Genomic DNA, 24,734 nt, shown 5'->3' on the forward strand with positions numbered 1-24,734 from the left:
ACTAGTGAGCTTCACCGACGCGCGCTTCGATGTGAACCTCTCGATCCTGTTCACCGAACTCCCGCTGCTGGAGCGGCCCGCGGCCGCCGCCGCGGCGGGCTTCGACGCGGTCGAGCTGTGGTGGCCGTGGACCGACGACCCCACGCCGGACCAGGCCCGGCTCGACGGGCTGCGGTCCGCGCTCGAAGCGGCCGGGACCCGGCTCGTGGGCCTGAACTTCTACGCGGGCGAGCTGCCGGGGCCCGACCGCGGCGCGCTGTCGGTGCCCGGCGCCGAGTCGGACCGCTTCCGCGCCAACATCGACGTCGCCGCGGACTTCGCCGCGTCCGTCGGCTGCACCGCGCTGAACGCGCTGTACGGCAACCGGGTCGACGGCGTCGACCCGGCGGTCCAGGACGAGCTGGCGCTGGAGAACCTGGTGCTGGCCGCGCGCGCCGCCCACCGGGTCGGCGCCACCTTGCTCATCGAGGCGCTGAACGCACCCGAGTCACCGCGCTGTCCGCTGGTCAGCGCCCCGGCCGCGGTCGCGGTCGTCGACCGGGTCAACGCCGCCACCGGCCTGGACAACACGCGCTTCCTGCTGGACCTGTACCACCTGTCGATGAACGGCGAGGACCTGCCCGAGGTCATCGACCGCTACGCCGACAGGACCGGGCACGTCCAGATCGCCGACAATCCGGGCCGCGGCGCCCCCGGCACCGGCACCCTCCCGCTGGAGGAGCTGCTCGGCCGCTTGCGGAAGGCGGGCTACACCGGCTGGACCGGTCTGGAGTACAAGCCGGGCGCCGACGGCTCGGGCAACGCCTTCGGCTGGATTCCCGGCAGGCGGCCGCGCCCGTAGACGCGCGAGGAGCGGCGCGCCCCCGACACGCGGACCGCGCTCCCGTACCCCACCATCCCCTGAGAGGACCCCATGAGCACCCACCTTCCCAAGGTCGCCTGGATCGGACTCGGCATCATGGGCTCCCCCATGGCCGAGAATCTGATCAAGGCCGGATACGACGTCACCGGTTACACGCTGGAGGCGGCGAAGCTGGAGCGGCTGGCGGCCAACGGCGGCACGGCCGCCGGGTCGATCGCCGAGGCCGTACGGGACGCCGATGTGATCGTCACGATGGTCCCGGCGTCGCCGCAGGTCGAGGCCATCGCGTACGGCGAGGACGGCATCCTGGCGCACGCGCGGTCGGGGGCGCTGCTCATCGACACCTCCTCCATCACCCCGCAGACCTCGGTGGACCTGGCGAAGGCCGCCGCGGACAAGGGCATCCGCGTGCTGGACGCGCCGGTGTCCGGCGGCGAGGCGGGCGCGGTCGAGGCCGTACTGTCGATCATGGTCGGCGGTGAGCGGGCCGACTTCGACGAGGCCAAGCCGCTGCTGGACGCGCTCGGCAAGACGGTGATCCTGTGCGGCCCGCACGGCGCGGGGCAGACGGTGAAGGCCGCCAACCAGTTGATCGTCGCGGTCAACATCCAGGTGTGCGCCGAGGCCGTGGTCTTCCTGGAGAAGTCCGGCGTCGACCTGAACGCCGCCCTTGAGGTGCTCAACGGCGGTCTGGCCGGCTCCACCGTGCTGACCCGTAAGAAGGACAACTTCCTCGCGCGCGAATTCGCGCCCGGCTTCCGGATCGACCTGCACCACAAGGACATGGGCATCGTCACCGACGCCGCCCGTACCGTCGGCGCCGCGCTCCCGGTCGGCTCCGTGGTGGCCAACCTCGTGGCCTCGCTGCGCGCCCAGGGCGACGGCGGCCTCGACCACTCCGCGCTGCTGCGCGGTGTGGAGCGGCTGTCCGGCCTCCCGGTCGAGGACTGACACACCCGATGTCCTGACCCCATGAACTCCGCCCGGTGGTGCGTGACTTGTCCTGTCGCGCCCAAACGCACCACCGGGCGGTACCACCCTCGTTCTCTCTTCGGGCCCGCTCGTCACGGAAGGCCGTCATGCCCTGGCGTACGGGGAGTGCTCCCGGCCGTGGTCCTGGTGCGGCAAACTCCTGCACTATGGGATGTGCACGTTGTCATAGGCACATTCCGCCGCCGCAGACCGGGAGTTGTCCACATGGCAGAGAGGGTGCTCGTGCGCTGTCCGGCCTGCGACCGTGAGCACACGTACACCGCGCCCACCTTCCCGTGCGCGTGCGGTGCGCCGCTCGCGCTCCCGGTGCTGTCCGGGGGCGCGCCCGAGCAGATCGGGCACAAGACATGGGACGACTCGTGGGTACGGCTGCGGTGTCCCGACTGCGGCCGGGCCGACGAGTGGCCGAAGCCGGAGTTCGACTGTGCCTGCGGCGCCCTGATCCGGCTGCCGTTGGCGGGCGAGGCCGCGCAGGAGGCCGGGGCCGTGCCCGCGGGGGCGCATCAGGCGGATTCGCCGCCCGAGCCCACCGGGCAGGTTCCGCCGCCGCCGACGGACCGGCCGCCGTTCAGGCCGGTCACGATCAGGACCGGCAGGGACGCGCTGACCGCCGCCGCGCAGTTCCTGAAGTGGCTGGGCTTCGGCGGGATACGGCTGGCCGGGGACCGTACGGCCAACGGCATCGACCTGCGCGGGGACGGACTGGTCGCCCAGGTCGACCCGACCACGCAGCCCACCGCGGCCCGTGACGTGGAGTGCCTCTGGCTGAACTGCGCCAACGAGGACGCGGTCGGGGCCTTCTTCTCGCTGGCCGGTTACGCCCACGACGCGCGGCTGCGCGCCGACCAGCTCGACGTACCGCTGTTCGTGATGGATCTGACCGGCACCCCGCAGCCGGTGAACGACGCGGCGGACGAGTTGATCAGGACGGGCCCCGGCACCCCCGGCTGACCCGCCCCCCTTTTCCGGCACCTCCGGCTGATCCCCCCTTTCCGGCCCCCGGCTGGCCCGCCCCCCTTCACGGCGCCCCGAGGCGCCCGGCAGCGCGAATTCCCGCGCGCCGGGCGCCTTTTCGCTGCCCGGGACGCCTCTTGACGCGCGCACCGGCACGGCTTACGTTAATTCCATATCGCAGAACTACTTTTCCACATTGCGGAAAGCGTGGAGGGAAGTAGTCGCCGACAGAAGCAGGAGAGGGACCTCATGCCTCGTATGACCGCCGCCCGCGCGGCCGTGGAGATCCTCAAGCTGGAGGGCGTCGACGTCGCCTTCGGTGTGCCCGGGGCCGCGATCAACCCCTTCTACGCGGCGCTCAAGGCGTCCGGCGGCATCCGCCACACGCTGGCCAGGCACGTCGAGGGCGCCTCGCACATGGCCGAGGGCTACACCCGCACCAGCCCCGGCAACATCGGGGTGTGCGTCGGCACCTCGGGCCCCGCGGGCACCGACATGATCACCGGCCTGTACTCGGCGACCGGCGACTCCGTCCCGATCCTGTGCATCACCGGCCAGGCCCCGACCTCCGTGATCCACAAGGAGGACTTCCAGGCGGTCGACATCGCCTCGATCGCCGCGCCGGTCACCAAGGCGGCGACCACCGTGCTGGAGGCCGCGCAGGTCCCCGGCGTCTTCCAGCAGGCGTTCCACCTGATGCGCTCGGGCCGTCCGGGACCCGTGCTGATCGACCTGCCGATCGACGTCCAGCTCACCGAGATCGAGTTCGACCCGGAGACGTACCAGCCGCTGCCGGTCTACAAGCCCGCCGCGTCCCGCGCCCAGATCGACAAGGCGCTCGCGATGCTGCTGGCCTCGCGGCGCCCGCTGATCGTCGCGGGCGGCGGCATCCTCAACGCCGACGCCAGCGACCTGCTGGTCGAATTCGCCGAGCTGACCGGCACCCCGGTCATCCCGACCCTGATGGGCTGGGGCGCCATCCCCGACGACCACGAGCTGAACGCGGGCATGGTCGGCCTCCAGACCTCGCACCGGTACGGCAACGCCACGTTCCTGGAGTCGGACTTCGTCCTCGGCATCGGCAACCGCTGGGCCAACCGCCACACCGGCTACAAGCTCGACGTCTACACCGCGGGCCGCACCTTCGTGCACGTCGACATCGAGCCCACCCAGATCGGCAAGATCTTCGCCCCCGACTACGGCATCGCCTCGGACGCCAAGGCCGCGCTCGCGCTCTTCGTCGAGGCCGCCCGCGAGCTGAAGGCCGAGGGCAGACTGCCCGACCGCCGCGCCTGGATCGACTCCACGCTGGAGCGCAAGGCGACCTTGCAGCGGCGTACGCACTTCGACGACATCCCGATCAAGCCGCAGCGCGTCTACGAGGAGATGAACCGGGCCTTCGGCCCCGAGACGCGGTACGTCACCACCATCGGCCTCTCGCAGATCGCGGGCGCGCAGATGCTGCACGTCTACCGCCCCCGGCACTGGATCAACTGCGGCCAGGCGGGCCCGCTGGGCTGGACCATCCCGGCCGCCCTCGGTGTCGCCACCGCGGACCCGGACGCGCAGGTCGTCGCCCTGTCAGGCGACTACGACTTCCAGTTCATGCTGGAGGAGCTGGCGGTCGGCGCGCAGCACCGGATCCCGTATGTGCACGTGCTGGTGAACAACTCGTACCTGGGGCTGATCCGGCAGGCGCAGATCGGTCTCGACATCGATTTCCAGGTCAATCTGGAGTTCGAGAACGTCAACTCGCCCGAGCTGGGCGTCTACGGCGTCGACCACGTCAAAGTGGTCGAGGGCCTGGGCTGCAAGGCGATCCGGGTCACCGACCCGGCCGAGCTGGGCGCGGCCTTCGAGCAGGCCAAGAAGCTGGCGGCCGAGTACCGGGTGCCGGTGGTGGTCGAGGCGATCCTGGAGCGGATCACCAACATCTCGATGAGCACGACGGCCGACATCAGCAACGTCGTGGAATTCGAGGAGCTGGCCACCGAGCCGGGCCACGCGCCCACGGCGGTCGTGCCGCTGCGGGTCTGAGTTCCACGGGCCCGGCGGGTCTGAGGTCCACGGGCCGGCGGGCCCAGCAGTCACGGCCCGGTCGTCACGCGGCTTCGGGCCCGCCGGTCACGCTCCTTCGGGCTTGAAGTCCTCCCGCAGCTCCACCTTGCGGATCTTGCCGCTGACCGTCATCGGGAACGCGTCCATGATCCGCAGGTGGCGCGGCACCTTGAAGTGCGCGAGCCGGTCGGCGCAGAAGTCCTTGATCTCGGCGAGGGTCGGCGGGTCGGCCGGGTCGCGCGGGATCACACAGGCCAGGATCTCCTCGCCGTACCGCTCGTCGGGCACTCCGACCACCTGCACGTCGGAGATCTTCGGGTGGGTGTAGAGGAACTCCTCGATCTCCCGCGGGTACACGTTCTCCCCGCCGCGGATGATCATGTCCTTGATCCGGCCGACGATGGCGAGATAGCCGTCGTCCCGCATCGTCGCGAGGTCGCCGGTGTGCATCCAGCGCCCGGCGTCCACCGCCTCGGCCGTGCGCTCCGGCTCCTCCCAGTAGCCGAGCATCACCGAGTAGCCGCGGGTGCACAGTTCGCCGGGCTCGCCGCGCGGCACGGTGACGCCGCTGACCGGGTCGACGACCTTGACCTCCAGGTGCGGCAGGACCCGGCCGACGGTGGCGGTGCGGTGTTCGAGGGCGTCGTCCATCCGGGTCTGGGTGGAGACCGGCGAGGTCTCGGTCATCCCGTAGCAGATGGACACCTCGGCCATGTGCATCTCGGCCATCACCCGCTTCATCACCTCGACCGGGCACGGCGATCCGGCCATGATGCCGGTCCGCAGCGACGACAGGTCGTAGTCGGCGAAGTCGGGCAGTCCCAGCTCGGCTATGAACATCGTGGGGACGCCGTAGAGCGAGGTGCAGCGCTCCTCCTGGACGGCGCGCAGGGTCGCGGCCGGGTCGAAGGAGGGGGCCGGGATGACGATGCACGCGCTGTGCGTGGTGATGCCGAGGTTGCCCATCACCATGCCGAAGCAGTGGTAGAAGGGCACCGGCAGACAGACCCGGTCCTCCTGCGTGTAGCCGACCGTCTCGCCCACGAAATAGCCGTTGTTGAGGATGTTGTGGTGCGAGAGCGTGGCGCCCTTGGGGAAGCCCGTGGTGCCCGAGGTGTACTGGATGTTGATCGGGTCGTCGCAGCTCAACGTCGCCTCGACGGCGGCGACTTGATCCTCGGACACACCGTCGGCGGCGGCCAGCAGGGCGTCCCAGGTCGGGTCGCCGATGAAGACGACCTCGCGCAGCAGCGGACAGTTGCCGCGCACCTCGCCGACCATCCCGCGGTAGTCGCTGGTCTTGTGGCCGGTGGAGGCGATCAGCACCTCGATGCCGGACTGCCGCAGGACGTAGTCGAGTTCGTGCACGCGGTAGGCCGGGTTGATGTTGACCATGACCGCGCCGATCCGCGCGGTGGCGTACTGCACCAGCACCCACTCGGGGCAGTTGACCGCCCAGATACCGACGCGGTCGCCCTTGATCACCCCGCGGCCGAGCAGTCCGCGCGCCAACCGGTCGACGTCCGCGCCGAATTGGGCGTAGGTCCAGCGTCGCCCGCTCGCCACGTCCACCAGGGCCTCGCGTGCGGGGTGCGCGGCGATCGCCCTGTCGAGATTGCGCCCGATGGTGTCCCCGAGCAACGGCGTCTCCCCTGTCCCGTGCGCGTAGGAGGGCTCGGCGCTCCGGGCCGCCGGGCCGCCCGCCGCGCTCACTTGTAGTCCTCCTCGTGGAATTCGCCGCTCCCGTCGTGCATCGTGCGTTCGCGCAGCTCGATGCGGCGGATCTTGCCGGAGACGGTCTTGGGGAGGTCGGCGAACTCCAGCCGCCTGATGCGCTTGTACGGGGCGAGGACGGCCCGCGAGTGCGCGAAGATCGCCTTGGCGGTCTCGCCGTCCGGGGCCCAGCCCTCGGCGAGGACGACGTACGCCTTCGGTACGGCCAGCCGCAGTTCGTCGGGCGCGGGCACGACCGCCGCCTCGGCCACCGCCTCGTGTTCGAGCAGCGCGCTCTCCAGCTCGAAGGGCGAGATCTTGTAGTCGGACGCCTTGAAGACGTCGTCGGCGCGGCCGATGTACGTGATGTAGCCGTCGGCGTCGCGCGAGCCGATGTCGCCGGTGCGGTAGAAGCCGCCGCCCATCGCCTCGGCGGTCAGCTCGGGCTCGCCCGCGTACCCGGTCATCAGGCCGACCGGCCGGCCCCGGCGCAGGTCGAGGCAGATCTCGCCCTCGTCGCCGGTCTCGCCGGTCACCGGGTCGACGAGCGCGACCGTGTAGCCGGGCGTCGGCCGTCCCATGGAGCCGGCCTTGACCAGTTGGCCCGGGCTGTTGGCGACCTGCACGGCGGTCTCGGTCTGCCCGAAGCCGTCCCTGATCAGCACGCCCCACACTCGCCGTACGTGCTCGATGACCTCGGGGTTCAGCGGTTCACCGGCCGCGACCGCCTCGCGCGGCGGGGTGCCCAGCGCGCTGAGGTCGGCCTGGATCAGCATCCGCCAGACCGTGGGCGGGGCGCAGAAACTGGTCACCCGGGCGCGTGCCATCTCGGCCATCAGCCGGGCGGCGTCGAAGCGCGTGTAGTTGTGCACGAAGACGGTCGCCTCGGCGTTCCACGGCGCGAACAGACTCGACCAGGCGTGCTTGGCCCATCCGGGTGACGAGATGTTGAGGTGGACGTCACCGGGCCGCAGCCCGATCCAGTACATCGTGGCGAGGTGGCCGACCGGGTACGAGAGGTGGCTGTGCTCGACCAGCTTGGGCTTGGCGGTGGTGCCCGAGGTGAAGTAGAGCATCAGCGGGTCGCCCGAGGGGGTCGGCCCTTCGGGTACGAAGCCGGGGTCCGCCGCGTACGCGTCCTCGTAGGGGAGCCAGCCGTCGGGGGCGCCGCCGACCGCGATCCGCGTGTAGTCCCCGGGGACTTCGGCGAATTTCCCGGTGTCCGCGGCGCGTACGACGACGTGCCGGGCGGCGCCGCGGTCGATACGGTCGCGCAGGTCGGCGGGGCCGAGCAGCGGGGTGGCGGGGATGACGACGGCCCGCAGCTTCATGGCGGCGAGCGCGGTCTCCCACTGCTCCGCCTGGTTGCCGAGCATCACCAGGACCCGGTCGCCCGCGCGGACGCCGCGCGCCCGCAGCCAGTTGGCCACCTTCGCGGACCGCTCGGCCATCTCCGCGAAGGAGATCCTGACCTCGGTGCCGTCCTCCTCGACGATCCACAGCGCGGTGCGGTCGTTGTCCTTCGCGATGGCGTCGAACCAGTCCAGCGCCCAGTTGAATTCCTCGGGCTCCGGCCACCGGAAGCCCTCGCGGGCCGCCTGGTAGTCCTCACGGTGCCGCAGCAGGAAGTCACGGGCGGCCCGGAAAGCACCGGTCGCGTCCGTTGCCGCCATCTGTCCTCCTCATCGATGGACCCCTCGGTAGCATCGTGCGGTAGTGACCTGGGTCTCACTACCCCCGGACGGGGGTGAGAGCCGGTGTCCGATTCCGTCCGGCCGGGAGTCACGGGCTCCTGGCCGGGGTGGACGGTCGGGGGCGAGGAGGTGGATCGGGTGGACGGTCAGCGGGGCGAGGCGGTCGAGGTACGGGCCGCGTTGCTGCGAATGCGCAGGTCGGGGCTGTTGCCGGTGGCCTTCGGCGGGCTGGTGACCGGCACCGCGGGCCAGGCGGGCGGCTACGGCGCCCGGCAGTTCCGTATCTCCGAGATGTCCGGTACCGACACCGAGTCGCTGCGGGGCCTCGCCATCACCACCGGCAACGGTCTGGGCGGCAAGACCCTCGCCACGGTCCGGCCCTGCTCGGTCACCGACTACGGCTCGTCCCGCGTGATCAGCCACGAGTACGACCCGCCCGTCGCCGCCGAGGGGCTGCGCTCGGTGCTCGCGGTGCCCGTCGTCGTCCGCCGCCGGGTGCGCGGGGTGCTGTACGGCGCGCTGCGGCAGCCGTACGCCCTGGGCGACCGTCCGCTGTCCGTCGCCCTCGACGCGGTCCGCGAACTGGAGCAGGCGCTGGCCGTACGGGACGAGGCCCAGCGGCTGCTCTCCTTCTGCCAGCAGCCGCTGACCGCCGACCCCCGGGCCTGGGAGCAGGTGCGCGAGGCGCATCTCGAACTGCGCGCGCTGGCCACCCGCATCCCCGATGTGCGGCTGCGGCAGGAACTGCTGTCCGCCTGCGCCCGGTTGGCCTCGGCCGCGGTCCCCTCCGGCGCGGCGTCGCGGGTCCCGCGCCCGGCGCCGCTGACCCCGCGCGAGCTGGACGTGCTGGCCTCGGTGGCGTCGGGCGCCACCAACGCGGCGGCTGCCGCGCGGCTTCGGCTGCGGCCCGAGACGGTGAAGAGCTATCTGCGGTCCGCGATGCGGAAGCTGGGTGCCCACACGCGCCTCGAGGCCGTGGTCGCGGCGCGCCGCGAGGGCCTGCTGCCCTGACCTCGGGCGGATGAACGGCGGCGTTATTGGGGGGCCTCGGCCGGGGGCCCGCCGTTACGCTCGTCGGACCTGCGGCGCGCCGACGGCGCGGACGGCGGGAGTCGAGGCGTGGAGGGGGACGGGATGTCGGTCGACCGGTTGGCCGGGTTCGCGGCGATGTCGTTGGTGCTGGTGCTGATTCCGGGTCCGAGCGTGCTGTTCGTGCTCGGCCGGGCGCTGGCCCACGGGCGGCGGACCGCGCTGGGCAGTGTGCTGGGGAACGCCACGGGCGCGTATGTGCTGGTGACGGCGGTGTCGGTGGGGCTCGGGGAGATCGTCGCGCGGTCGGTGACGGTGTTCGTGGCGCTGAAGCTGGCGGGCGCCGCGTATCTGGTCTATCTGGGGGTGAAGGCGTTCCGGCAGCGGGGCGCGCTGTCGGCGGCGATGAGCGCGGACGAACCGGCCGGGGCCGCCCGGGGGGATCTCCGTACGCTCTGGGAGGGGTTCGTGGTCGGCGTGACGAATCCGAAGACGATGGTGTTCTTCGCGGCCGTGCTGCCGCAGTTCGTCGACCGGGGCGCGGGGCACGTACACGAGCAAATGCTGCTGCTCGGGCTGGTGTTCACGGTGATCGCGCTGATCTGCGACAGCGTCTGGGCGCTGACCGCGTCGGCGGCCCGTACCTGGTTCGCCCGCTCGCCGCGGCGGCTGGCGGCCGTCGGCGGCACCGGGGGTCTGGCGATGATCGGCCTGGGTGTGACGGTCGCGGTCACGGGGCGCGCCGACCAGTAGGCCGGACCCCGCGGCGCGCCGGATGTGACATGTACGCGCGCGGTGGACCACCGCCCTCACCCCTCCCGCCCGGCCGTCGTGCCTGGTGGGACGGGTGGATCGGGTGATGTGATCAGAGGCACAGGGCACGCGGCAACGAAACGTTTGCGTTTCGATAGGTCGGGTCGTACCGTCGTTGGAGTACGAAACCGTTTCGTTCATGCAGCGGTTCCGGTCGGTTCCTGCCCGTCCCGTTCCTCCTCAGGAGTCCCGCCTCATGTCATCCCAGTCCACCGCCGACGCGCACGTCGGCGACTCCGCCGCGGCCTCAGGGCCCCTCGGCGCGGGCCCCACGGGCCCGGTGCAGAAGACCGAGAAGGCGAACCACCGCTGGTGGGTGCTGAGCGTCATCGCGCTCGCCCAGCTCATGGTCGTCCTCGACGCCACCATCGTGAACATCGCCCTGCCGTCCGCCCAGAACGCCCTCGGCTTCAGCGACGGAAACCGGCAGTGGATCGTCACCGCGTACTCCCTCGCCTTCGGCTCCCTGCTGCTGCTCGGCGGACGCCTGGCCGACCTCATCGGCCGCAAGATCGTCTTCCTGATCGGCGTCGTCGGCTTCGCGGGCGCCTCCGCCCTCGCCGGCGCCGCGCAGAACTTCGAGGTGCTGGTCACCGGCCGCGCCCTCCAGGGCCTGTTCGGCGCCCTGCTCGCGCCGGCCGCGCTGTCGCTGCTCAACACGACCTTCACCGACGCCAAGGAACGCGCCAAGGCGTTCGGCATCTACGGCGCCATCGCGGGCGCGGGCGGCGGTGTGGGCCTGCTGCTCGGCGGTGTGCTCACCGAGCACCTGAGCTGGCGCTGGACGCTGTACGTGAACCTGATCTTCGCCGTCCTCGCCTTCGTCGGCGGTATGGCCTTCCTGCGCAAGGGCGCTCCCGCCGACCGCCCCAAGCTCGACGTCCCCGGCACGGTCATGGTCGTCGCGGGTCTGTTCGGCCTGGTCTACGGCTTCTCGAACGCCGAGACCCACCACTGGGGCTCCCCGATGACCTGGGGCTTCCTGGTCGCGGGCGGCGTGCTGGTCGGCGCCTTCGCCTGGTGGCAGACCAGGGCCGCGCACCCGCTGCTGCCGCTGCGCGTCCTGCTCGACCGTGACCGCGGCGCGTCCTTCATCATGCTGGCGATCTCCGGCGCCGGGATGTTCGGCGTCTTCCTCTTCCTGACCTACTTCCTCCAGGCGTCGCTGCACTACACGCCGGTCAAGACCGGTCTGGCGTTCCTGCCGATGATCGGCGCGCTGATGGTCTCCGCGCAGATCGCCACCAACAACCTGATGCCGCGGTTCGGGCCCCGCCCGATCGTCCCGCTCGGCATGGCGATGGCCGGTGCCGGTATGGCCTGGCTGACCGTCCTCGACCTCAACAGCACCTACGCGGCGCACGTCCTGCCGCAGTTGCTCGTCATCGGCTTCGGTATCGGCCTGGCCCTGCCGCCCGCCATGAGCGTGGCCACCGCGGGGATCGCCGCCGACGACGCCGGTGTGGCCTCCGCGGCCGTCAACACCATGCAGCAGGTGGGCGGTTCCATCGGTACGGCGTTGCTGAACACGCTGGCCGCCAGCGCCGCGACGAGCTACCTGTCCAGCCACAAGCCGTCCCCGGCCGTGGCCGCGCAGGCCCAGCTCCACAGCTACTCCACCGCCTACTGGTGGTCGGCGGCCCTCTTCGCCGTCGGCTTCGTCCTCGCCGCCCTCATGTACCGCAGCGGCCGTCCCAGCCAGGGCGACACCACCGTCCAGGCCGTCCACATGTAAGCAAGCCTCCGGGCTCCCCAAGCCCCCCGGCCCCGCAGTGAGCGGTAGTGGGCCGGGGTCAAGGGGACCGGGCCGCCGGGTCATCGTGGGGACGGGACACCCGGCACCCCCGGCCCCCCGACCGGCCGACCGGCCAGTGCGCCGCCCCCGTGCGCACAGGCCGGGCGGCCGGTCTCTCTTTTCCCGCACCCTGTCCGACGGGTAGGGTGCGGCGCATGATCCTCCCCCACCGTGTCTAGGCAGCGGTAAGCGCCCACAGACGACCGGCCCCGCCCTGACGGCGGGTTGACGGCGCTGCGCGGCATACGCGAAACCGCCCGCCTTCCCCCGGAAACCCGAGGATCACTCCCATGTCCGCGCCTGCCCAGGCTGCGTCCTACGCTGCCGTCTTCCGCCTTCCCCATGCCCGCCGCACCTTCGGTGCGGCCCTTTTCGGACGCCTCGGCTACGGCGTCGTCTCGCTCTCCCTCGTCCTGTCCCTGACCTCCGCCACCGGGTCGCTGTCGCGCGGCGGGCTGCTGGCCACGCTCTTCGCGACCGTGTCCGTCCTGCTCGGCCCCGCGCGGGCCGCGCTCGTGGACCGCTGGGGCGCCAGGCGCGGCCTGACCACGCTGGCGCTGCCGTTCGCCACGACCCTGTTCGTCCTGGCCGCGGCCGTACGGGAGCCCGGCACGCCGCTGTGGGCGTTCGCCGGGCTCAGCGGCGCGGCGGGGGCGCTGTGTCCGCCGCTCGGGCCGACGATGCGCGCGCTGTGGGACGCACTGACGCCCGACGAGGCGCTGCTGCAAAGGGCGTTCAGCGTCGACACGGTCGCGGAGGAGCTGATCTTCCTCAGCGGGCCGCTGCTCGTGGTGGCCGTGCACCCGGTGAACGGCCTGGTGCTCTCCGGCGCCCTGATCGGCTGCGGCACGCTCGCGATGGTCACCTCCCCCGCCGCCCGGCTGCTGCCGCCGCGCCACACGTCGACCGCTTCGGCGACCGAGCGGCTGCGGCTGTTCGGCGAGAAGGGCGGCGGCGTCCGCAGGGCCGCGTACGCCGCCGCCGGGATCGGCTGCTGCCTCGGCTGCGTGGAGCTGTTCGTGATCGCCTTCGCCGACCGGCACCACCACCCCTCGGCGGTCGGCTGGATCCTCGCCGCGCAGTCGGCGGGCAGCGCGCTCGGCGGTCTGCTGTACGGCCGGATCTCCTGGCGGCTGCCCGCCGCCGCCCGGCTCCCCGGCCTGCTCCTCGTCCTGGCCGCGCTCGTCTCGGTCACGGCCGCCGCCCCCGTACTCACGGTGTTCGGCCTGTGCGTCGCCGCCGCGGGCACCTTGACCGCGCCGATCCTCTCGACCGCCTATCTCGCGGCGGCGGGCGCGGCGCCCGACGGCGCCACCACCCGCGCCACGACCTGGGTCAACTCGGCCGTCAACGCCGGGGCTTCGGCCGGTGGCGCCGTGGCCGCGCTGCTGGTCGCCGGCGTGCCGCTGGCGCTCTGCTTCCTCCTGGCGGCGGTCCCGCCGCTGCTGGCCGCCGTCGCGATCGGCCGGGCGCGGCGGACGAGGGGCGGGGCCGAGGGTCCGGTGCTCGCGGAGGAGGGCGGAGGCGTCTGAGCACCCGGCCGCGGGGCGGTGGGCGGGCCCTCAGAGCTTGGGGGCCGCCCGGTTGAGGCGCGTGGCCAGGCCCTCGTAGTGCACGACCAGACCGTCGGCGTCCACGTCGATCTCGCTGCGGTACGTGCCGGAGGCGTAGCCGAGCCGGGCCCCTGACATCAGCGGGGTCAGGTGGGTGTAGCCCTGGATGGAGGGGCGGACGGCGAGGGTCGGGACGGGGACGAAGGCCATCAGGAAGTCCTGATGGCCTTCGTTGCGGTGGAGTTGGTGCCGCAGCACCGGCATCGTGTTGGTGAGCGGTGACATGCCGAGGTCGCAGTCGAGCGCGCCGTCGAGCGCGAGGACGACCTGCCCGTTGGCCGTCCAGCGGCTGCGCTCGTCCCGGCGCAGTTCGAGGTCGTAGGTGCCGTCGACGGTGTGCGAGGTGACGTGCAGCCGCCGGGTCACGTACCCGGCGTCGGTGTCCAACTCATAGCTCAGCCAGTACGGTTCGGGCTTCAGTCCGACCGCGCGGCCGTGCGCGCGCAGCCGTCCGGCGGCCAGTTCGACCCACGCGGTCTCGTATCCGCCGGTCTCCTCGACCTGCCAGGTGAGTACGGTGTTCGGCGCTGTCATGGCGCAAACGTAACGTTCGCCCCGGATCGGACGCCATAAGCGTGGCGAGGACACATGGACGACGGCGGTCCGCGGCCGTGACCGGCGGACGCGTCACTCGATCGGCGGGTGCCGGGCGCGGGGCGGGCGGGCGGCGGAAGCGGCGCGCGGGCCCGGTCGGCGCGGTGTCCACGCCTCGACCTCGCCGAATGCGCGTCCGGCGGCCGGGTTACGGTGGCTGCATGCACGTGAGCCAGCACGACGGACCCGGTGACCGGACTCCCGAAGGACAGCCCCACGAGCAGACGGCCCCCGCGACGGCCCGCGAGACGCCCCCCGGGCCGGTCTCGCCGACCGCGGAATCCGTGCCCGTACCGGAAGGGCCGCTGTATGTGCCGGTGCGACAGGGGCCCGCGGGCTATGTCGTACGGCTGTGGCGTACGCCCGTCGGCAGCAGGACGGCGGTCGCCTTCACCAGTGACCAGCGGCTGCGCTCGGTGCTGGGGCCGACCCAGCCGTGGATCAAGCTCTCGGAGAGCGCGCTGCGTGCGATGGCCGAGCCGCTGGGCGCCCGGCATGTGACCGTCGACCCGCTGCTGACCGCCCGGCCCCCGGCTTCCTGGACCGATCCGGCGGCGGGCCGCCCCTGCCCGCGGCGCGGCACCGACGGCGCCGCGGCGGCGGGCGCCGCTGAAGGGGACGAGGGCGGCGACGGCATACGCCAGCAACCGGCGGGCCTGGCACCGTAGTTCGCCGTTCGAGACCCCGGCACGTCAGGGTGCGCCGCGGCGCACCCTCAGCACGTACGCCCCCCGGCCTCAGCCCGCGGGCTGCACCTCCCCCACCATCTGCGCCGTCACGTCCCCGCGCCCCGCGAGGTCGCCCGGCGGGATGCCCGGGTGGTGCCGGTCGGCGGACTGCGCGGTCGCGGGCGCGGCGTCGCCGAGGGCCAGCCGGGAGACGATCCGGTAGCGGTCGCCGCGGTAGACGGAGTGGACGTACTCCACCGGGCGGCCGGTGGCGTCCTTGGTGAGCCGTTCGAAGAGCAGCGCCGGTGACAGGACGGGCACGCCGATCAGCCGGGCCTCCTCGTCGTTGGTCACGGTGGGCTCGATGGACTGGACGGCCTCGTGGACGTGGACGCCGTGCCGGGCGCGCAGGAAGTCGTAGAAGTCGCCGGACTCCATGTCCGCCGCGTGCAGGCCGGGCACGAGGTCGGCCGGGACGTGCAGGTATTCGATGGCCATCGGCTCGTCGTCGACCAGCCGGAGCCGGGCGATGTAGGTGATCTCGGCGGCCGGGGAGATGTGCAGCTTGCGGCCGACGCGGGCGCCCGCCTGCACGGTGGTGAACTCCAGGACGCGGCTGGCCCAGGTGCCGGACGCCTGCGGGAGGCGGTGCGCCTGGCCGTCGAGCGCCAGTTCCTGGGTGATCTTGGCGCGGGCGACGAACATGCCGCGGCCGTGTTCGCGGACCAGCAGTCCCGTGGTGACCAGTTCGTCCACGGCGGAGCGGAGCGTGGGGCGGGAGACGCCGAGCTGCTCGCACAGGGTGCGCTCCGACGGGATGGGGTCGCCGGGCGCGCGCGACTCGACCAGTTCCATCAGGTAGTCGCGGACCCGTTCGCGTTTCAGCGCCGAGCGCGGCGGCTCGCTGGCCATGGGGGGCACCTTCCTGCCGCCGACGGGTCACCGGTGTGCCGCCGTCGTGCGGGTGAGTTCGTATGACGTGCTGCTGAGTTCGGGGGCGTGCCGGTGGGTTCATGTGACGTGCTGGTGAGCTGAGGTTATCCAGATGCTGACCAGTATGCCAGCGCTCCTTGCCACCTGGCTTTCGGGGGCCTCATTCGTATACGGCCTGCGTGTGGCGGGTGCGCGGCGGACGGCGGGTCGGCGGGCGACGGGTGCGCGAACTCTTGACGTACTCAGTGGTCTATGCCATTTTCACTGACCAGCACTAGACCAGTTGGCAAGTGGTAAGTCCTGTTCGCTCCCTGCCCGAGGTGACATCCCCGTGAGATCCAGACTCGTTCCCGGCGCCGCGGCGCTCGTCCTCGCCGTCGCCGCGCTCTCCGCGTGCGGCTCCTCCTCCGGATCCGGCGGTTCCGGTGACTCCGGCGACACCGGCGGTTCCGCCAAGACGCCGGCCCCCGCCAAGCTCACCGTGTGGATCATGCGCGGCAGCATGTCCGACGGTTTCCTCAGCCGCTTCAGGTCCGACTTCGAGGCCGGGCACAAGGGCACCACCCTGGACATCCAGATCCAGGAGTGGGACGGCATAGGCCAGAAGATCACCAGCGCGCTGGCCAGCAACGACGCACCCGACGTGATGGAGGTCGGCAACACGCAGGTCGCGCAGTACGCGGCGAGCGGCGGCGTCAAGGACCTCACCGACAAGGTGACCGACCTCCAGGGCGCCGACTGGATTCCCGGCCTCGCCGACCCCGGCAAGATCGACGGCAAGCAGTTCGGCATCCCCTGGTACGCGGCCAACCGCGTCGTGATCTACAACAAGGACCTCTTCTCGAAGGCGGGCATCGCCGCGCCGCCCAAGACCCGCGACGAGTGGATCCAGGACACCACCAAGCTCAACACCGGGGGCAACGACGGCATTTACCTGCCGGGCCAGACCTGGTACGCGCTGGCCGGATTCATCTGGGACGAGGGCGGCGACCTGGCGGTCCAGGACGGCGACAACTGGAAGGGCGCGCTGGACACCCCGCAGGCCAAGGCGGGCATGGAGTTCTACAAGCGGCTCCAGGCACTCGGCAAGGGCCCGAAGGACTCCGACGAGGCCAAGCCGCTCCAGGCCGACGTCTTCGCCAAGGGCAAGAGCGCGCAGATCATCTCGGTGCCCGGCGGCGCCGACGCCATCGTCAAGGCCAATCCCGCGATGAAGGACAAGATCGGCTTCTTCCCGATCCCCGGCAAGACCGCCGACAAGCCGGGCGCGGTCTTCACCGGCGGCTCCGACCTGGTGATCCCCGAGGCGTCCCGGCACCAGGCGCTCGCCTACGAGGTGGTCAAGGCGCTCGCGGGCACCAAGTGGCAGACGGACATGGCCAAGGAGATGAGCTACGTGCCCAACCGCACTTCGCTCGCGGGGGTGTTGGCGGGCAACGAGGGCGCCTCGGTGATGGCGGTCGGCGCGGCCAACGGCCATGCCACGCCCAACTCGCCCAACTGGGCGGCGGTCGAGGCCAACAACCCGATCAAGCAGTACATGACGCAGGTGCTGACCGGCAGCGACCCGGACGCGGCGGGCAAGACGGCCTCGACGGCCGTCACCAAGGCCCTCAACACCGCCTCCTGACCGGCCACGCCCCGCCCGCTCCCTATCTGATCCGCGTCCGCCCGACAGCGTCCGATCAGCGCCCCGAGGAGAACCGCCGTGCTCACCGCTCCCAACGCCGCCTCACGGCCGGCCGTCGCGGAACCGCCACCGCCGCCCCGCGAACGTCGGCGCCGCCGCCGCCCGCTCGCCGCGGTCTGGCCGTATCTGCTGGTCGCCCCCACCGTGGTGGGCACGGCCTTCCTGCTGGTCTACCCGCTGGTCAGAAACACCGTCATGTCGTTCCAGCACTTCGGCCTCGGCGAGCTGATCCGCGGCGGCGCCACCTGGGTCGGCTTCGCCAACTACCGTACGGTGCTGGACGATCCGGAGTTCTGGACGGTGGTCCGCCGCACCCTGTGGTGGACCGGGCTGAACGTCGTGCTGATCATGGTGCTCGGCACGCTGGTCTCGCTGATGCTCGTCAAGCTCGGCAAGCGGATGCGGCTCGCGGTGATGAGCGGTCTGGTCCTGGCCTGGGCCACTCCGGTGATCGCGGCCACCACGATCTTCCAGTGGCTGTTCCAGTCCCGTTTCGGAGTGGTCAACTGGCTACTGGTAAAGCTGGGCTTCGAGTCGTACCGCGACTACACCTGGTTCGCACACGGCGGCTCGACCTTCGCGATCCTGGTGACGCTGGTGGTCTGGCAGTCCGTGCCGTTCGCCGCGCTGACCCTCTACGGCGGCCTGACCACGATCCCGGCGGAGCTGTACGAGTCGGCCAGGATCGACGGCGCGGGCGCCTGGCAGACCTTCCGGCTGGTCACCTTCCCCATGCTGCGCCCGCTGTTCGCGCTGATCACCTCCCTTGAGGTGATCTGGTGCTTCAAGTGCTTCGCCCAGATCTGGGTGATCAGCGAGGGCGGTCCCAACGGGGCGACCACCACGCTGCCGGTCTACGCCTTCCAGATCGCGCAGTCCCTGCACAAGTACGACCTCGGGTCCGCGGTCTCCACGCTGACCGTCCTGATCCTGCTCGGCGTGCTGGTCTTCAACCTGCGCCGGATGTTCCGTGAGGAGGGCGCGCAGTGAGCACGTTCACCGCAACTGGTAAGGCCCCGCGCGCGGGCGGACCGGGCGGACCGGGCGGACCGGGCGGACCGGGCGGACCGGGCGGCGCGGGCCGTCGGAAGCGGCCGGGCCGCGGGTCCCTGCGGCGGCTGCCGCTCAATCTGGCCGCGCTGTTCACGCTGGCGGTCGCCGCCTTCCCCGTGTACTGGATGGTGATCACGGCCTTCAAGCCGACCACCGCCATCCAGGCCGACACCCCGTCCTTCCTGCCGCTGCACCCCACCTTCGCGCACTTCCGCACGGCCATGCACGCCGACGGCTTCGGCACCTTCTGGCGCAACAGCCTGACCGTGACGCTCGGCGCGGTACTGATGTCGCTGGTGGTGGCGCTGCTGGCGGCCTTCGCGGTCGGCCGGATGCGCTGGCGCGGCCGACGGGCCTTCATCCTGCTGGTCTTCACCGCGCAGATGGCGCCGTGGGAGGCGCTGCTGATCCCGATGTACGTGATCGCGCGGGACACCGACATGCTCGACAAGCTGTCGATGCTGACGCTGGTCTACTTCATGACGACGCTGCCGTTCACGATCGTGACGCTGCGCGGCTTCCTCGCGGCGATCCCGGTGGAACTGGAGGAGGCCGCCCAAGTGGACGGCTGCACAAGGCCGCAGGCGTTCCGCCGGGTCACCTTCCCGCTGCTCGCGCCCGGCCTGCTGTCCACGTCGCTGTTCGGCTTCATCACGGCGTGGAACGAGTTCGCCTTCGCCAACACGCTGATCATCAAGAACCAGGACGCCCGCACGCTGCCGGTCTGGCTCTCCTCGTTCAGCAATGTCTTCGGTACCGACTGGGGCGCCACGATGGCCGCCTCCTCGCTGTTCATGCTGCCCGTGCTGCTGGTCTTCCTCGTCCTCCAGAACCGGGTCACCACCGGAATGACCGCCGGCGCCGTGAAGGGCTGACCCCGCGACCGCTCCCCGCGCCCCCTGCCCGCGACCGCTGTCCGCGCTCCCTCCCCACGCCCGCTCCCCACGCCCGCTCCCAGGTCACCTCGCTCGACGCCGTCGACCGCCGACCCCCGCCGCCCCCACTGGAGCCGCTGTGATCATTCCGCACCCCTCCCATCTCGCCCGTATCCCCGGCCACTTCACCTTCGACGCGACCACGTGCGTCCGGGCGAGCGACGGCGCCCAGGGCGCGGCGGACCTGCTGCGTACGCTGCTCGCGCCCGCCACCGGGCTGCCGCTGCGGCCCTCGCCCACCGGCCGGGTGGTGCTCGCGCTCGACCCCGAACTCGGCGGTCTCGGCGCGGAGGGCTACGGCCTGACCGTCGGGCCCGACGCGGTGCTGCTGCGGGCGGCCAGGCCGGCGGGGCTGCTGCACGGTGTGCAGACGATCCGTCAACTGCTGCCCGCACAGGCCCTGTCGGAGCGCCCGGAGAGCGGGGTGGCCTGGCGCATGCCGTGCGTGCAGGTCACCGACGTGCCGAGGTTCGGCTGGCGCGGCATGATGCTGGACGTCGCCCGGCACTTCCAGCCGGTGTCGTTCCTGCGGCGCTTCGTGGACCTGCTGGCGTTCCACAAGCTGAACGTGCTGCATCTGCACCTGACCGACGACCAGGGCTGGCGGATGCCGGTCGCCGCCTACCCCCGGCTCACCGAGGTCGGCGGGGCCAGGTCCCGCTCGATGATCGGGCGTTCGGGCAGCGGCCGGTTCGACGACCTGCCGCACGCGGGGGCGTACACCGCCGCAGAGCTGCGGTCGCTGGTCGCCTACGCGGCCGAGCGCGGCGTCACGGTGGTGCCGGAGATCGAGATGCCGGGGCACACCCGCGCGGCGCTGGCGGCCTATCCGCACCTGGGGAACGTGCCGGGGCGCGAGCTGGACGTGTGGACCGAGTGGGGTGTGTGCCGCAACATCCTCGGCGTCCACGACGAGGTGCTGGACTTCTGCCGCACCGTGCTCGGCGAGGTGCTCGACGTGTTCCCCTCCTCGTACGTGCACATCGGCGGCGACGAGTGCCCGGTCACCGAGTGGGAGGAGAGCCCGGCGGCGCGGCGGCGCGCGGCGGAGCTGGGCCTGGCCGCGCCCAAGGACCTGCGCGGCTGGTTCCTCGGGCGGATCGGCGACTTCCTGATCGAGGCGGGGCGGCGCCCGCTGTGCTGGGCGGAGGACTCGGGCACGCTGCCGCCGGAGTTCACCGTGATGCCGTGGCGGGACACCGACCACGGGCTGGCCGCCGCCCGGCGCGGCCACGACGTGATCATGGCGCCGCACCGCTCGACGTATCTGGACTACCCGCAGACCGAACAGCCCGGTGAACCGCTCGGCCAGGCGGGCGGAATCGTCGACCTGCGGGCCGTGCACGGCGGCGAGACCGTACCCGCCGACTGGGAACCGGCCGCGGCGGCACGTGTGTTGGGCACGCAGGCGCAGCTCTGGAGCGAATTCGTGCCGACCGCCGAACACGCCGAGTACCTGGTCTTCCCCCGGCTGTGCGCGCTGGCCGACCGGGCCTGGAATCCGGCGGGCGACTGGTCGACGGACTTCCTGCCCGCCCTGCTCCGGCACGAGGACCGGCTGGCGGCGCTGGGTATCGCCCACCGGACGATCCCGCACCCCGCGGTCCCGCCGCACACCCCCCGAGCCACCTCCCGCACCACCTCTCCCCGGACCATCTCCCAGTAGTCCCGCACCATCACCCCCCTCTGGAAAGGGATCACCGTGTCAGGAAAGTTCCGCATGTCGACCCGCGTCCGTACGGCGATGGCCGTCTGTACGGCGGCCGGTCTCGCCTGCGCCGCGCTCACCGCGATGCCCGCCTCGGCGGCGCAGGACTCGCTGAGCGCGCAGTACCGCACCAGCGCCTCCGGCGCCACCGCCGACCAGTCGGAGCCGTGGCTGGAGGTCACCAACACCGGCAGCACCACGGTGCCGTTGAACACCGTCACCGTGCGGTACTACTTCAAGTCCGACGGCCCGAACGTCAGTTACCGCTTCGCGTGCTCGTGGGCGGTCAAGGGCTGCGGCAACATCACCGGCACCTTCGGGACGCTGGCCAATCCGACGGCCACCGCGGACCGTTACCTGGAGATCGGCTTCACCTCGGGCGCGGGTTCGCTGACGCCGGGGCAGAACACCGGTGACATGCAACTGCGGTTCTACCGCGCCGACTGGCAGACCCTCACGCAGTCCGACGACTACTCCTTCAACGGCTCGCAGACGGCGTACGCGAACTGGAACAAGGTCACGGTGCAGAAGAGCGGCGCCGTGGTCTGGGGCACCGCGCCCGCGGGCAACGACCCGACCAACCCGCCCACCACTCCCCCGACCACCCCGCCGACCGGCAACCCGACCGGTCCCGCGATGTTCGACGACTTCACCTACACCTCCAGCTCCGACCCGGCCGTGCAGCAGCACGGCTGGACGGTCAAGTCCGGTCAGGGCGGCCCCGGTGTGGCCGGGGCCACCTGGTCGCCGCAGGACGTGACCTTCGTCGCCGACGGCGCGAGCAACAAGGTGATGAATCTGCGGCTCACCACCGACGGCACGGCGGCGGGCACCAAGGAGACCGAACTCCAGACCACCGCAAGGAAGTTCAAGAACGGCACCTACGCGGCCCGGGTCAAGTTCAACGACACACCGACCGGCGGCCCCGACGGCGACCACGTCAACCAGACCTTCTTCACCTTCACGCCGCTCAACGCGCCGATGGACCCGAACTACAGCGAGCAGGACTTCGAGTACCTGCCCAACGGCGGCTGGGGCGAGACCCAGAACATCATGTACGAGACGTCCTGGGAGACCTACAACCCGGACCCGTGGAACGCGGTCAACACCCACGGCCAGCAGTACGGCAGCCTCGACGGCTGGCACAACCTCCAGATCACCATCGACAACACGAACATCACCTACTACATCGACGGCAACCAGGTCGCGCAGCACGGCGAGCCGTACCTGCCCGAGACGCCGCAGTGGATCGACTTCAACCACTGGCTGATCGACCTCGCGGGCCAGACGAGCAACACCCCGCGCTCGTACAACCAGCAGGTCGACTACGTGTACTTCCTCAAGGACCAGGTGCTGACGCCCGCCCAGGTGCAGACCCAGGTCGCGGCCTACCGCACGGCGGGCACCACCTTCACGGACACCGTGCCGTCCTCCTGATCCGGTGGCGCGGCCGGGCCCCCGGACCGGGGGCCCGGCCCGCCGTCCGGTCGCCGGCCCCCTGGACCTCCCCGCGCGGGAAGTCCGGGGGGCCGGCGGGTTTCTGTTATCCCCCTGGTCGTGGCAGCGTCTCCTGTCCGAGGGCAGATACGTGTCACCCGGCCGGAGTCCGGGCCAGGACGGAGTGTGAGCAGCATGCGCGCAGGCGACCGGGTCGGTCCCGACCCCGCGTTGGTGAGTGCCGCGCGGGCGGGCGACCAGGCGGCACTCGACCGGCTGGTCGCGGAGTGCCTGCCGCTGGTCTACAACATCGTCGGGCGCGCCCTGGACGGGCACGACGACGTGGACGACGTGGTGCAGGAGACGCTGCTGCGGGTGGTCCGCGGCCTGTCCGACCTGCGCGACCCGGCGGCGTTCCGCTCCTGGCTGGTGGCCATCGCGGTCCGCCAGGTGCGCGACCGCGAGCAGGCGCGCAAGGCGGCGTGGCACCAGCAGACCGCCCTGGACGCGGCGGAGCTGATACCGGACCCGGCCTCGGACTTCGCCGCCGTGACGATCCTGCGGCTCGGGCTGACCGACCAGCGCCGGGAGATCGCGGAGGCCACCCGCTGGCTGGACCGCGACGACCGTACGCTGCTCGCGCTGTGGTGGCTGGAGGAGACCGGCGACCTCGGCCGCTCGGAGCTGGCCGACGCCCTCGGCCTGACCCGGCAGCACGCCGCGGTGAAGGTCCAGCGGATGAAGGAACAGCTCGAAACCTCGCGCACGGTGGTGCGGGCGCTCGGCGACGCGGGCGGCTGCGCGGGTCTCACGCATGTGACCGGCGGCTGGGACGGTGTGCCGAGCCCGCTGTGGCGCAAGCGCTTCGCGCGGCACATCCGCGGCTGCCCGGACTGCGGGCAGCGCGGCCGGACGCTGCTGCCGATGGACCGGCTGCTCAGCGGGCTGCCGCTGCTGCCGGTGCCGCTCGGGATGCCGTTCAGCGCGCCCTTCGGCGGGCACGCCCCGGCGGCGCCCCCGCACACCGGTCCCGCGGGCCCGCCGCCCGCGCACTCCCCGATACCCCCCTCCCAGGCCGCTCCCCAAGCGGCGGCCCCGCGCACCGCTCCGCGACACCGCCCCCCACGGCGGAGCGGTGCGCCCCGGGGAATCCGCGGCAGGCTGCTGCACGGTCCGCTGAGCGTCCCGGCCGCCGCGATGGGCGCGGTCGCGGCGGTGGCGGCCGGAGCGCTGCTGGCCGTGCACCTGTCGGCCGACCGGTCCCCCGGCACCCCGGCCGCCGACAGCACGCCGATCCGTCCTTCGGTGACGATCTCGGCGCCCGCCACGACCGCCTCCCCCTCCCCCACGCCGTCCGCGACGAGGACCGGCGCCAAGCCGACGACGAAGCCGCCGCGCAAGCCCACGCCGACGACCCACGCGCCGCCGCCCGCGGCGCCGCCGCCGGTCGCGCCGGTCTCCTCGGTCCGCAAGGGCGTCGGGGTGTGGTCCTTCCCCGGTGTGAACACCGCGCTCGACCGGTCGGGCGCGGGCTGGTACTACACGTGGTCCACGACGCACGGCGGCATCAGCGGACCCGGCTTCGTACCGATGATCTGGGGCGGTGACAGCGCGAGTCCGACGGCACTGGCGCAGGCGAAGGCGGCGGGTCCGTACCTGCTGGGCTTCAACGAGCCGGACATGGGCGGCCAGGCGAACATGACGGTCGATCAGGCGCTGTCGCTGTGGCCGAAGTTGATGGCGAACGGCAAGGTGCTCGGCAGTCCCGCGGTCGCCTACGGCGGCGACACGGCCGGCGGCTGGCTCGACCGGTTCATGTCGGGGGCTCAACAGCGCGGCTACCGCGTCGACTTCATCGCCCTGCACTGGTACGGCGGGGACTTCACGACGCCGAACGCGGTCTCCCAGCTCAAGTCGTATCTGACGGCGGTCCACAACCGGTACAACAAGCCGATCTGGCTCACCGAATTCGCGCTGATCGACTTCGCCAACGGCGTCCGCTTCCCGACCGACAGCCAGCAGGCCGCCTTCGTGACGGCCGCGACGAAGATGCTCGACGGGCTGCCGTGGCTCCAGCGGTACGCCTGGTTCGGGCTGCCCGCCGACGACAACAAGCCGAGCAGCGGGCTGTTCCACAGCGGTCCGGTGGAGACGGCGGCGGGGCGGGCGTTCGAGGCGGCGCGCTGAGCGGT

Annotated in this window: 19 protein-coding genes; 15 read left to right on the top strand and 4 right to left on the bottom strand. The window is 71.9% G+C overall.

Annotated features, from left to right (window positions below; genetic code table 11):
- The first annotated feature begins 4 nt into the window (after window positions 1–4).
- From ACIQCJ_RS15960 to gcl, 4 genes are all read left to right on the top strand, one after another.
- Window positions 5–841: a TIM barrel protein gene (locus tag ACIQCJ_RS15960; RefSeq protein ID WP_402711655.1), complete on the top strand. Its 837-nt coding sequence runs from the start codon at window positions 5–7 to the stop codon at window positions 839–841.
- Between the two features lie 72 nt (window positions 842–913).
- Window positions 914–1,813: a 2-hydroxy-3-oxopropionate reductase gene (locus ACIQCJ_RS15965; RefSeq protein WP_402711656.1), complete on the top strand. Its 900-nt coding sequence runs from the start codon at window positions 914–916 to the stop codon at window positions 1,811–1,813.
- Between the two features lie 246 nt (window positions 1,814–2,059).
- Window positions 2,060–2,806 carry a hypothetical protein gene (locus ACIQCJ_RS15970; RefSeq protein ID WP_402711657.1) on the top strand — a complete coding sequence of 249 codons (747 nt, stop codon included), beginning with the start codon at window positions 2,060–2,062 and terminating at the stop codon, window positions 2,804–2,806.
- A gap of 252 nt (window positions 2,807–3,058) precedes the next feature.
- The gene (gene gcl / locus ACIQCJ_RS15975; RefSeq protein WP_401311691.1) at window positions 3,059–4,846 is read left to right on the top strand and encodes a glyoxylate carboligase; all 1,788 of its coding nucleotides are present in this window, start codon (window positions 3,059–3,061) and stop codon (window positions 4,844–4,846) included.
- Between the two features lie 87 nt (window positions 4,847–4,933).
- Here gcl and ACIQCJ_RS15980 read toward each other — a convergent pair whose 3' ends face one another.
- Window positions 4,934–6,580: an AMP-binding protein gene (locus ACIQCJ_RS15980; RefSeq protein WP_391163592.1), complete on the bottom strand. Its 1,647-nt coding sequence runs from the start codon at window positions 6,578–6,580 to the stop codon at window positions 4,934–4,936.
- A complete protein-coding gene (locus ACIQCJ_RS15985) occupies window positions 6,577–8,253 on the bottom strand; it encodes an AMP-binding protein (RefSeq protein WP_402711658.1) in 1,677 nt (558 codons plus the stop codon). Before ACIQCJ_RS15985 ends, ACIQCJ_RS15980 begins: the two co-directional genes overlap by 4 nt.
- Before the next feature lie 210 nt (window positions 8,254–8,463).
- On the opposite strand from ACIQCJ_RS15985, the gene ACIQCJ_RS15990 reads away from it, so the two are divergent.
- The 4 genes from ACIQCJ_RS15990 (at window position 8,464) to ACIQCJ_RS16005 (ending at window position 13,443) form a co-directional block, all read left to right on the top strand.
- On the top strand, window positions 8,464–9,285 hold the full coding sequence (locus tag ACIQCJ_RS15990; protein ID WP_402711752.1) for a LuxR C-terminal-related transcriptional regulator: 822 nt from the start codon (window positions 8,464–8,466) through the stop codon (window positions 9,283–9,285).
- Window positions 9,286–9,408: 123 nt separating this feature from the next.
- Entirely contained in the window at window positions 9,409–10,056 is a 648-nt protein-coding gene (locus ACIQCJ_RS15995) for a LysE family transporter (RefSeq protein ID WP_391049584.1), read from the top strand.
- A 256-nt stretch (window positions 10,057–10,312) separates the two neighbouring features.
- Window positions 10,313–11,851, top strand: coding sequence for a DHA2 family efflux MFS transporter permease subunit (locus ACIQCJ_RS16000; protein WP_401719647.1), 1,539 nt, complete (start codon window positions 10,313–10,315; stop codon window positions 11,849–11,851).
- Between the two features lie 350 nt (window positions 11,852–12,201).
- Window positions 12,202–13,443, top strand: coding sequence for an MFS transporter (locus ACIQCJ_RS16005; protein ID WP_402711659.1), 1,242 nt, complete (start codon window positions 12,202–12,204; stop codon window positions 13,441–13,443).
- 30 nt (window positions 13,444–13,473) lie between these two features.
- Here the strand turns inward: ACIQCJ_RS16005 and ACIQCJ_RS16010 are convergent, their stop codons facing one another.
- Window positions 13,474–14,058 (bottom strand): putative glycolipid-binding domain-containing protein, encoded by a 585-nt coding sequence (locus ACIQCJ_RS16010; protein WP_391049429.1) that lies wholly within the window; start codon window positions 14,056–14,058, stop codon window positions 13,474–13,476.
- Window positions 14,059–14,279: 221 nt separating this feature from the next.
- On the opposite strand from ACIQCJ_RS16010, the gene ACIQCJ_RS16015 reads away from it, so the two are divergent.
- Complete coding sequence (locus ACIQCJ_RS16015; RefSeq protein WP_402711660.1) at window positions 14,280–14,786, top strand: SAV_915 family protein; 507 nt, start codon at window positions 14,280–14,282, stop codon at window positions 14,784–14,786.
- A gap of 69 nt (window positions 14,787–14,855) precedes the next feature.
- Here the strand turns inward: ACIQCJ_RS16015 and ACIQCJ_RS16020 are convergent, their stop codons facing one another.
- Complete coding sequence (locus tag ACIQCJ_RS16020) at window positions 14,856–15,698, bottom strand: GntR family transcriptional regulator (protein WP_355338901.1); 843 nt, start codon at window positions 15,696–15,698, stop codon at window positions 14,856–14,858.
- A 352-nt stretch (window positions 15,699–16,050) separates the two neighbouring features.
- On the opposite strand from ACIQCJ_RS16020, the gene ACIQCJ_RS16025 reads away from it, so the two are divergent.
- The 6 genes from ACIQCJ_RS16025 to ACIQCJ_RS16050 all read left to right on the top strand — a co-directional run bounded on the left by ACIQCJ_RS16025 (window position 16,051) and on the right by ACIQCJ_RS16050 (window position 24,729).
- Window positions 16,051–17,349 (top strand): extracellular solute-binding protein, encoded by a 1,299-nt coding sequence (locus tag ACIQCJ_RS16025; protein WP_402711661.1) that lies wholly within the window; start codon window positions 16,051–16,053, stop codon window positions 17,347–17,349.
- A gap of 78 nt (window positions 17,350–17,427) precedes the next feature.
- Window positions 17,428–18,399, top strand: a complete 972-nt coding sequence (locus tag ACIQCJ_RS16030) for an ABC transporter permease subunit (protein ID WP_391163586.1) — start codon at window positions 17,428–17,430, stop codon at window positions 18,397–18,399.
- A gap of 188 nt (window positions 18,400–18,587) precedes the next feature.
- The gene (locus ACIQCJ_RS16035; protein WP_355339482.1) at window positions 18,588–19,337 is read left to right on the top strand and encodes a carbohydrate ABC transporter permease; all 750 of its coding nucleotides are present in this window, start codon (window positions 18,588–18,590) and stop codon (window positions 19,335–19,337) included.
- 139 nt (window positions 19,338–19,476) lie between these two features.
- The gene (locus ACIQCJ_RS16040; RefSeq protein WP_402711662.1) at window positions 19,477–21,063 is read left to right on the top strand and encodes a beta-N-acetylhexosaminidase; all 1,587 of its coding nucleotides are present in this window, start codon (window positions 19,477–19,479) and stop codon (window positions 21,061–21,063) included.
- Window positions 21,064–21,117: 54 nt separating this feature from the next.
- Window positions 21,118–22,542, top strand: coding sequence for a cellulose binding domain-containing protein (locus ACIQCJ_RS16045; RefSeq protein WP_355338895.1), 1,425 nt, complete (start codon window positions 21,118–21,120; stop codon window positions 22,540–22,542).
- Window positions 22,543–22,737: 195 nt separating this feature from the next.
- Entirely contained in the window at window positions 22,738–24,729 is a 1,992-nt protein-coding gene (locus ACIQCJ_RS16050) for a sigma-70 family RNA polymerase sigma factor (protein WP_401719770.1), read from the top strand.
- Window positions 24,730–24,734: the final 5 nt, after the last annotated feature.

This window comes from Streptomyces sp. NPDC093221, from assembly GCF_044753885.1.
In the GTDB taxonomy this organism is placed as follows: domain Bacteria; phylum Actinomycetota; class Actinomycetes; order Streptomycetales; family Streptomycetaceae; genus Actinacidiphila.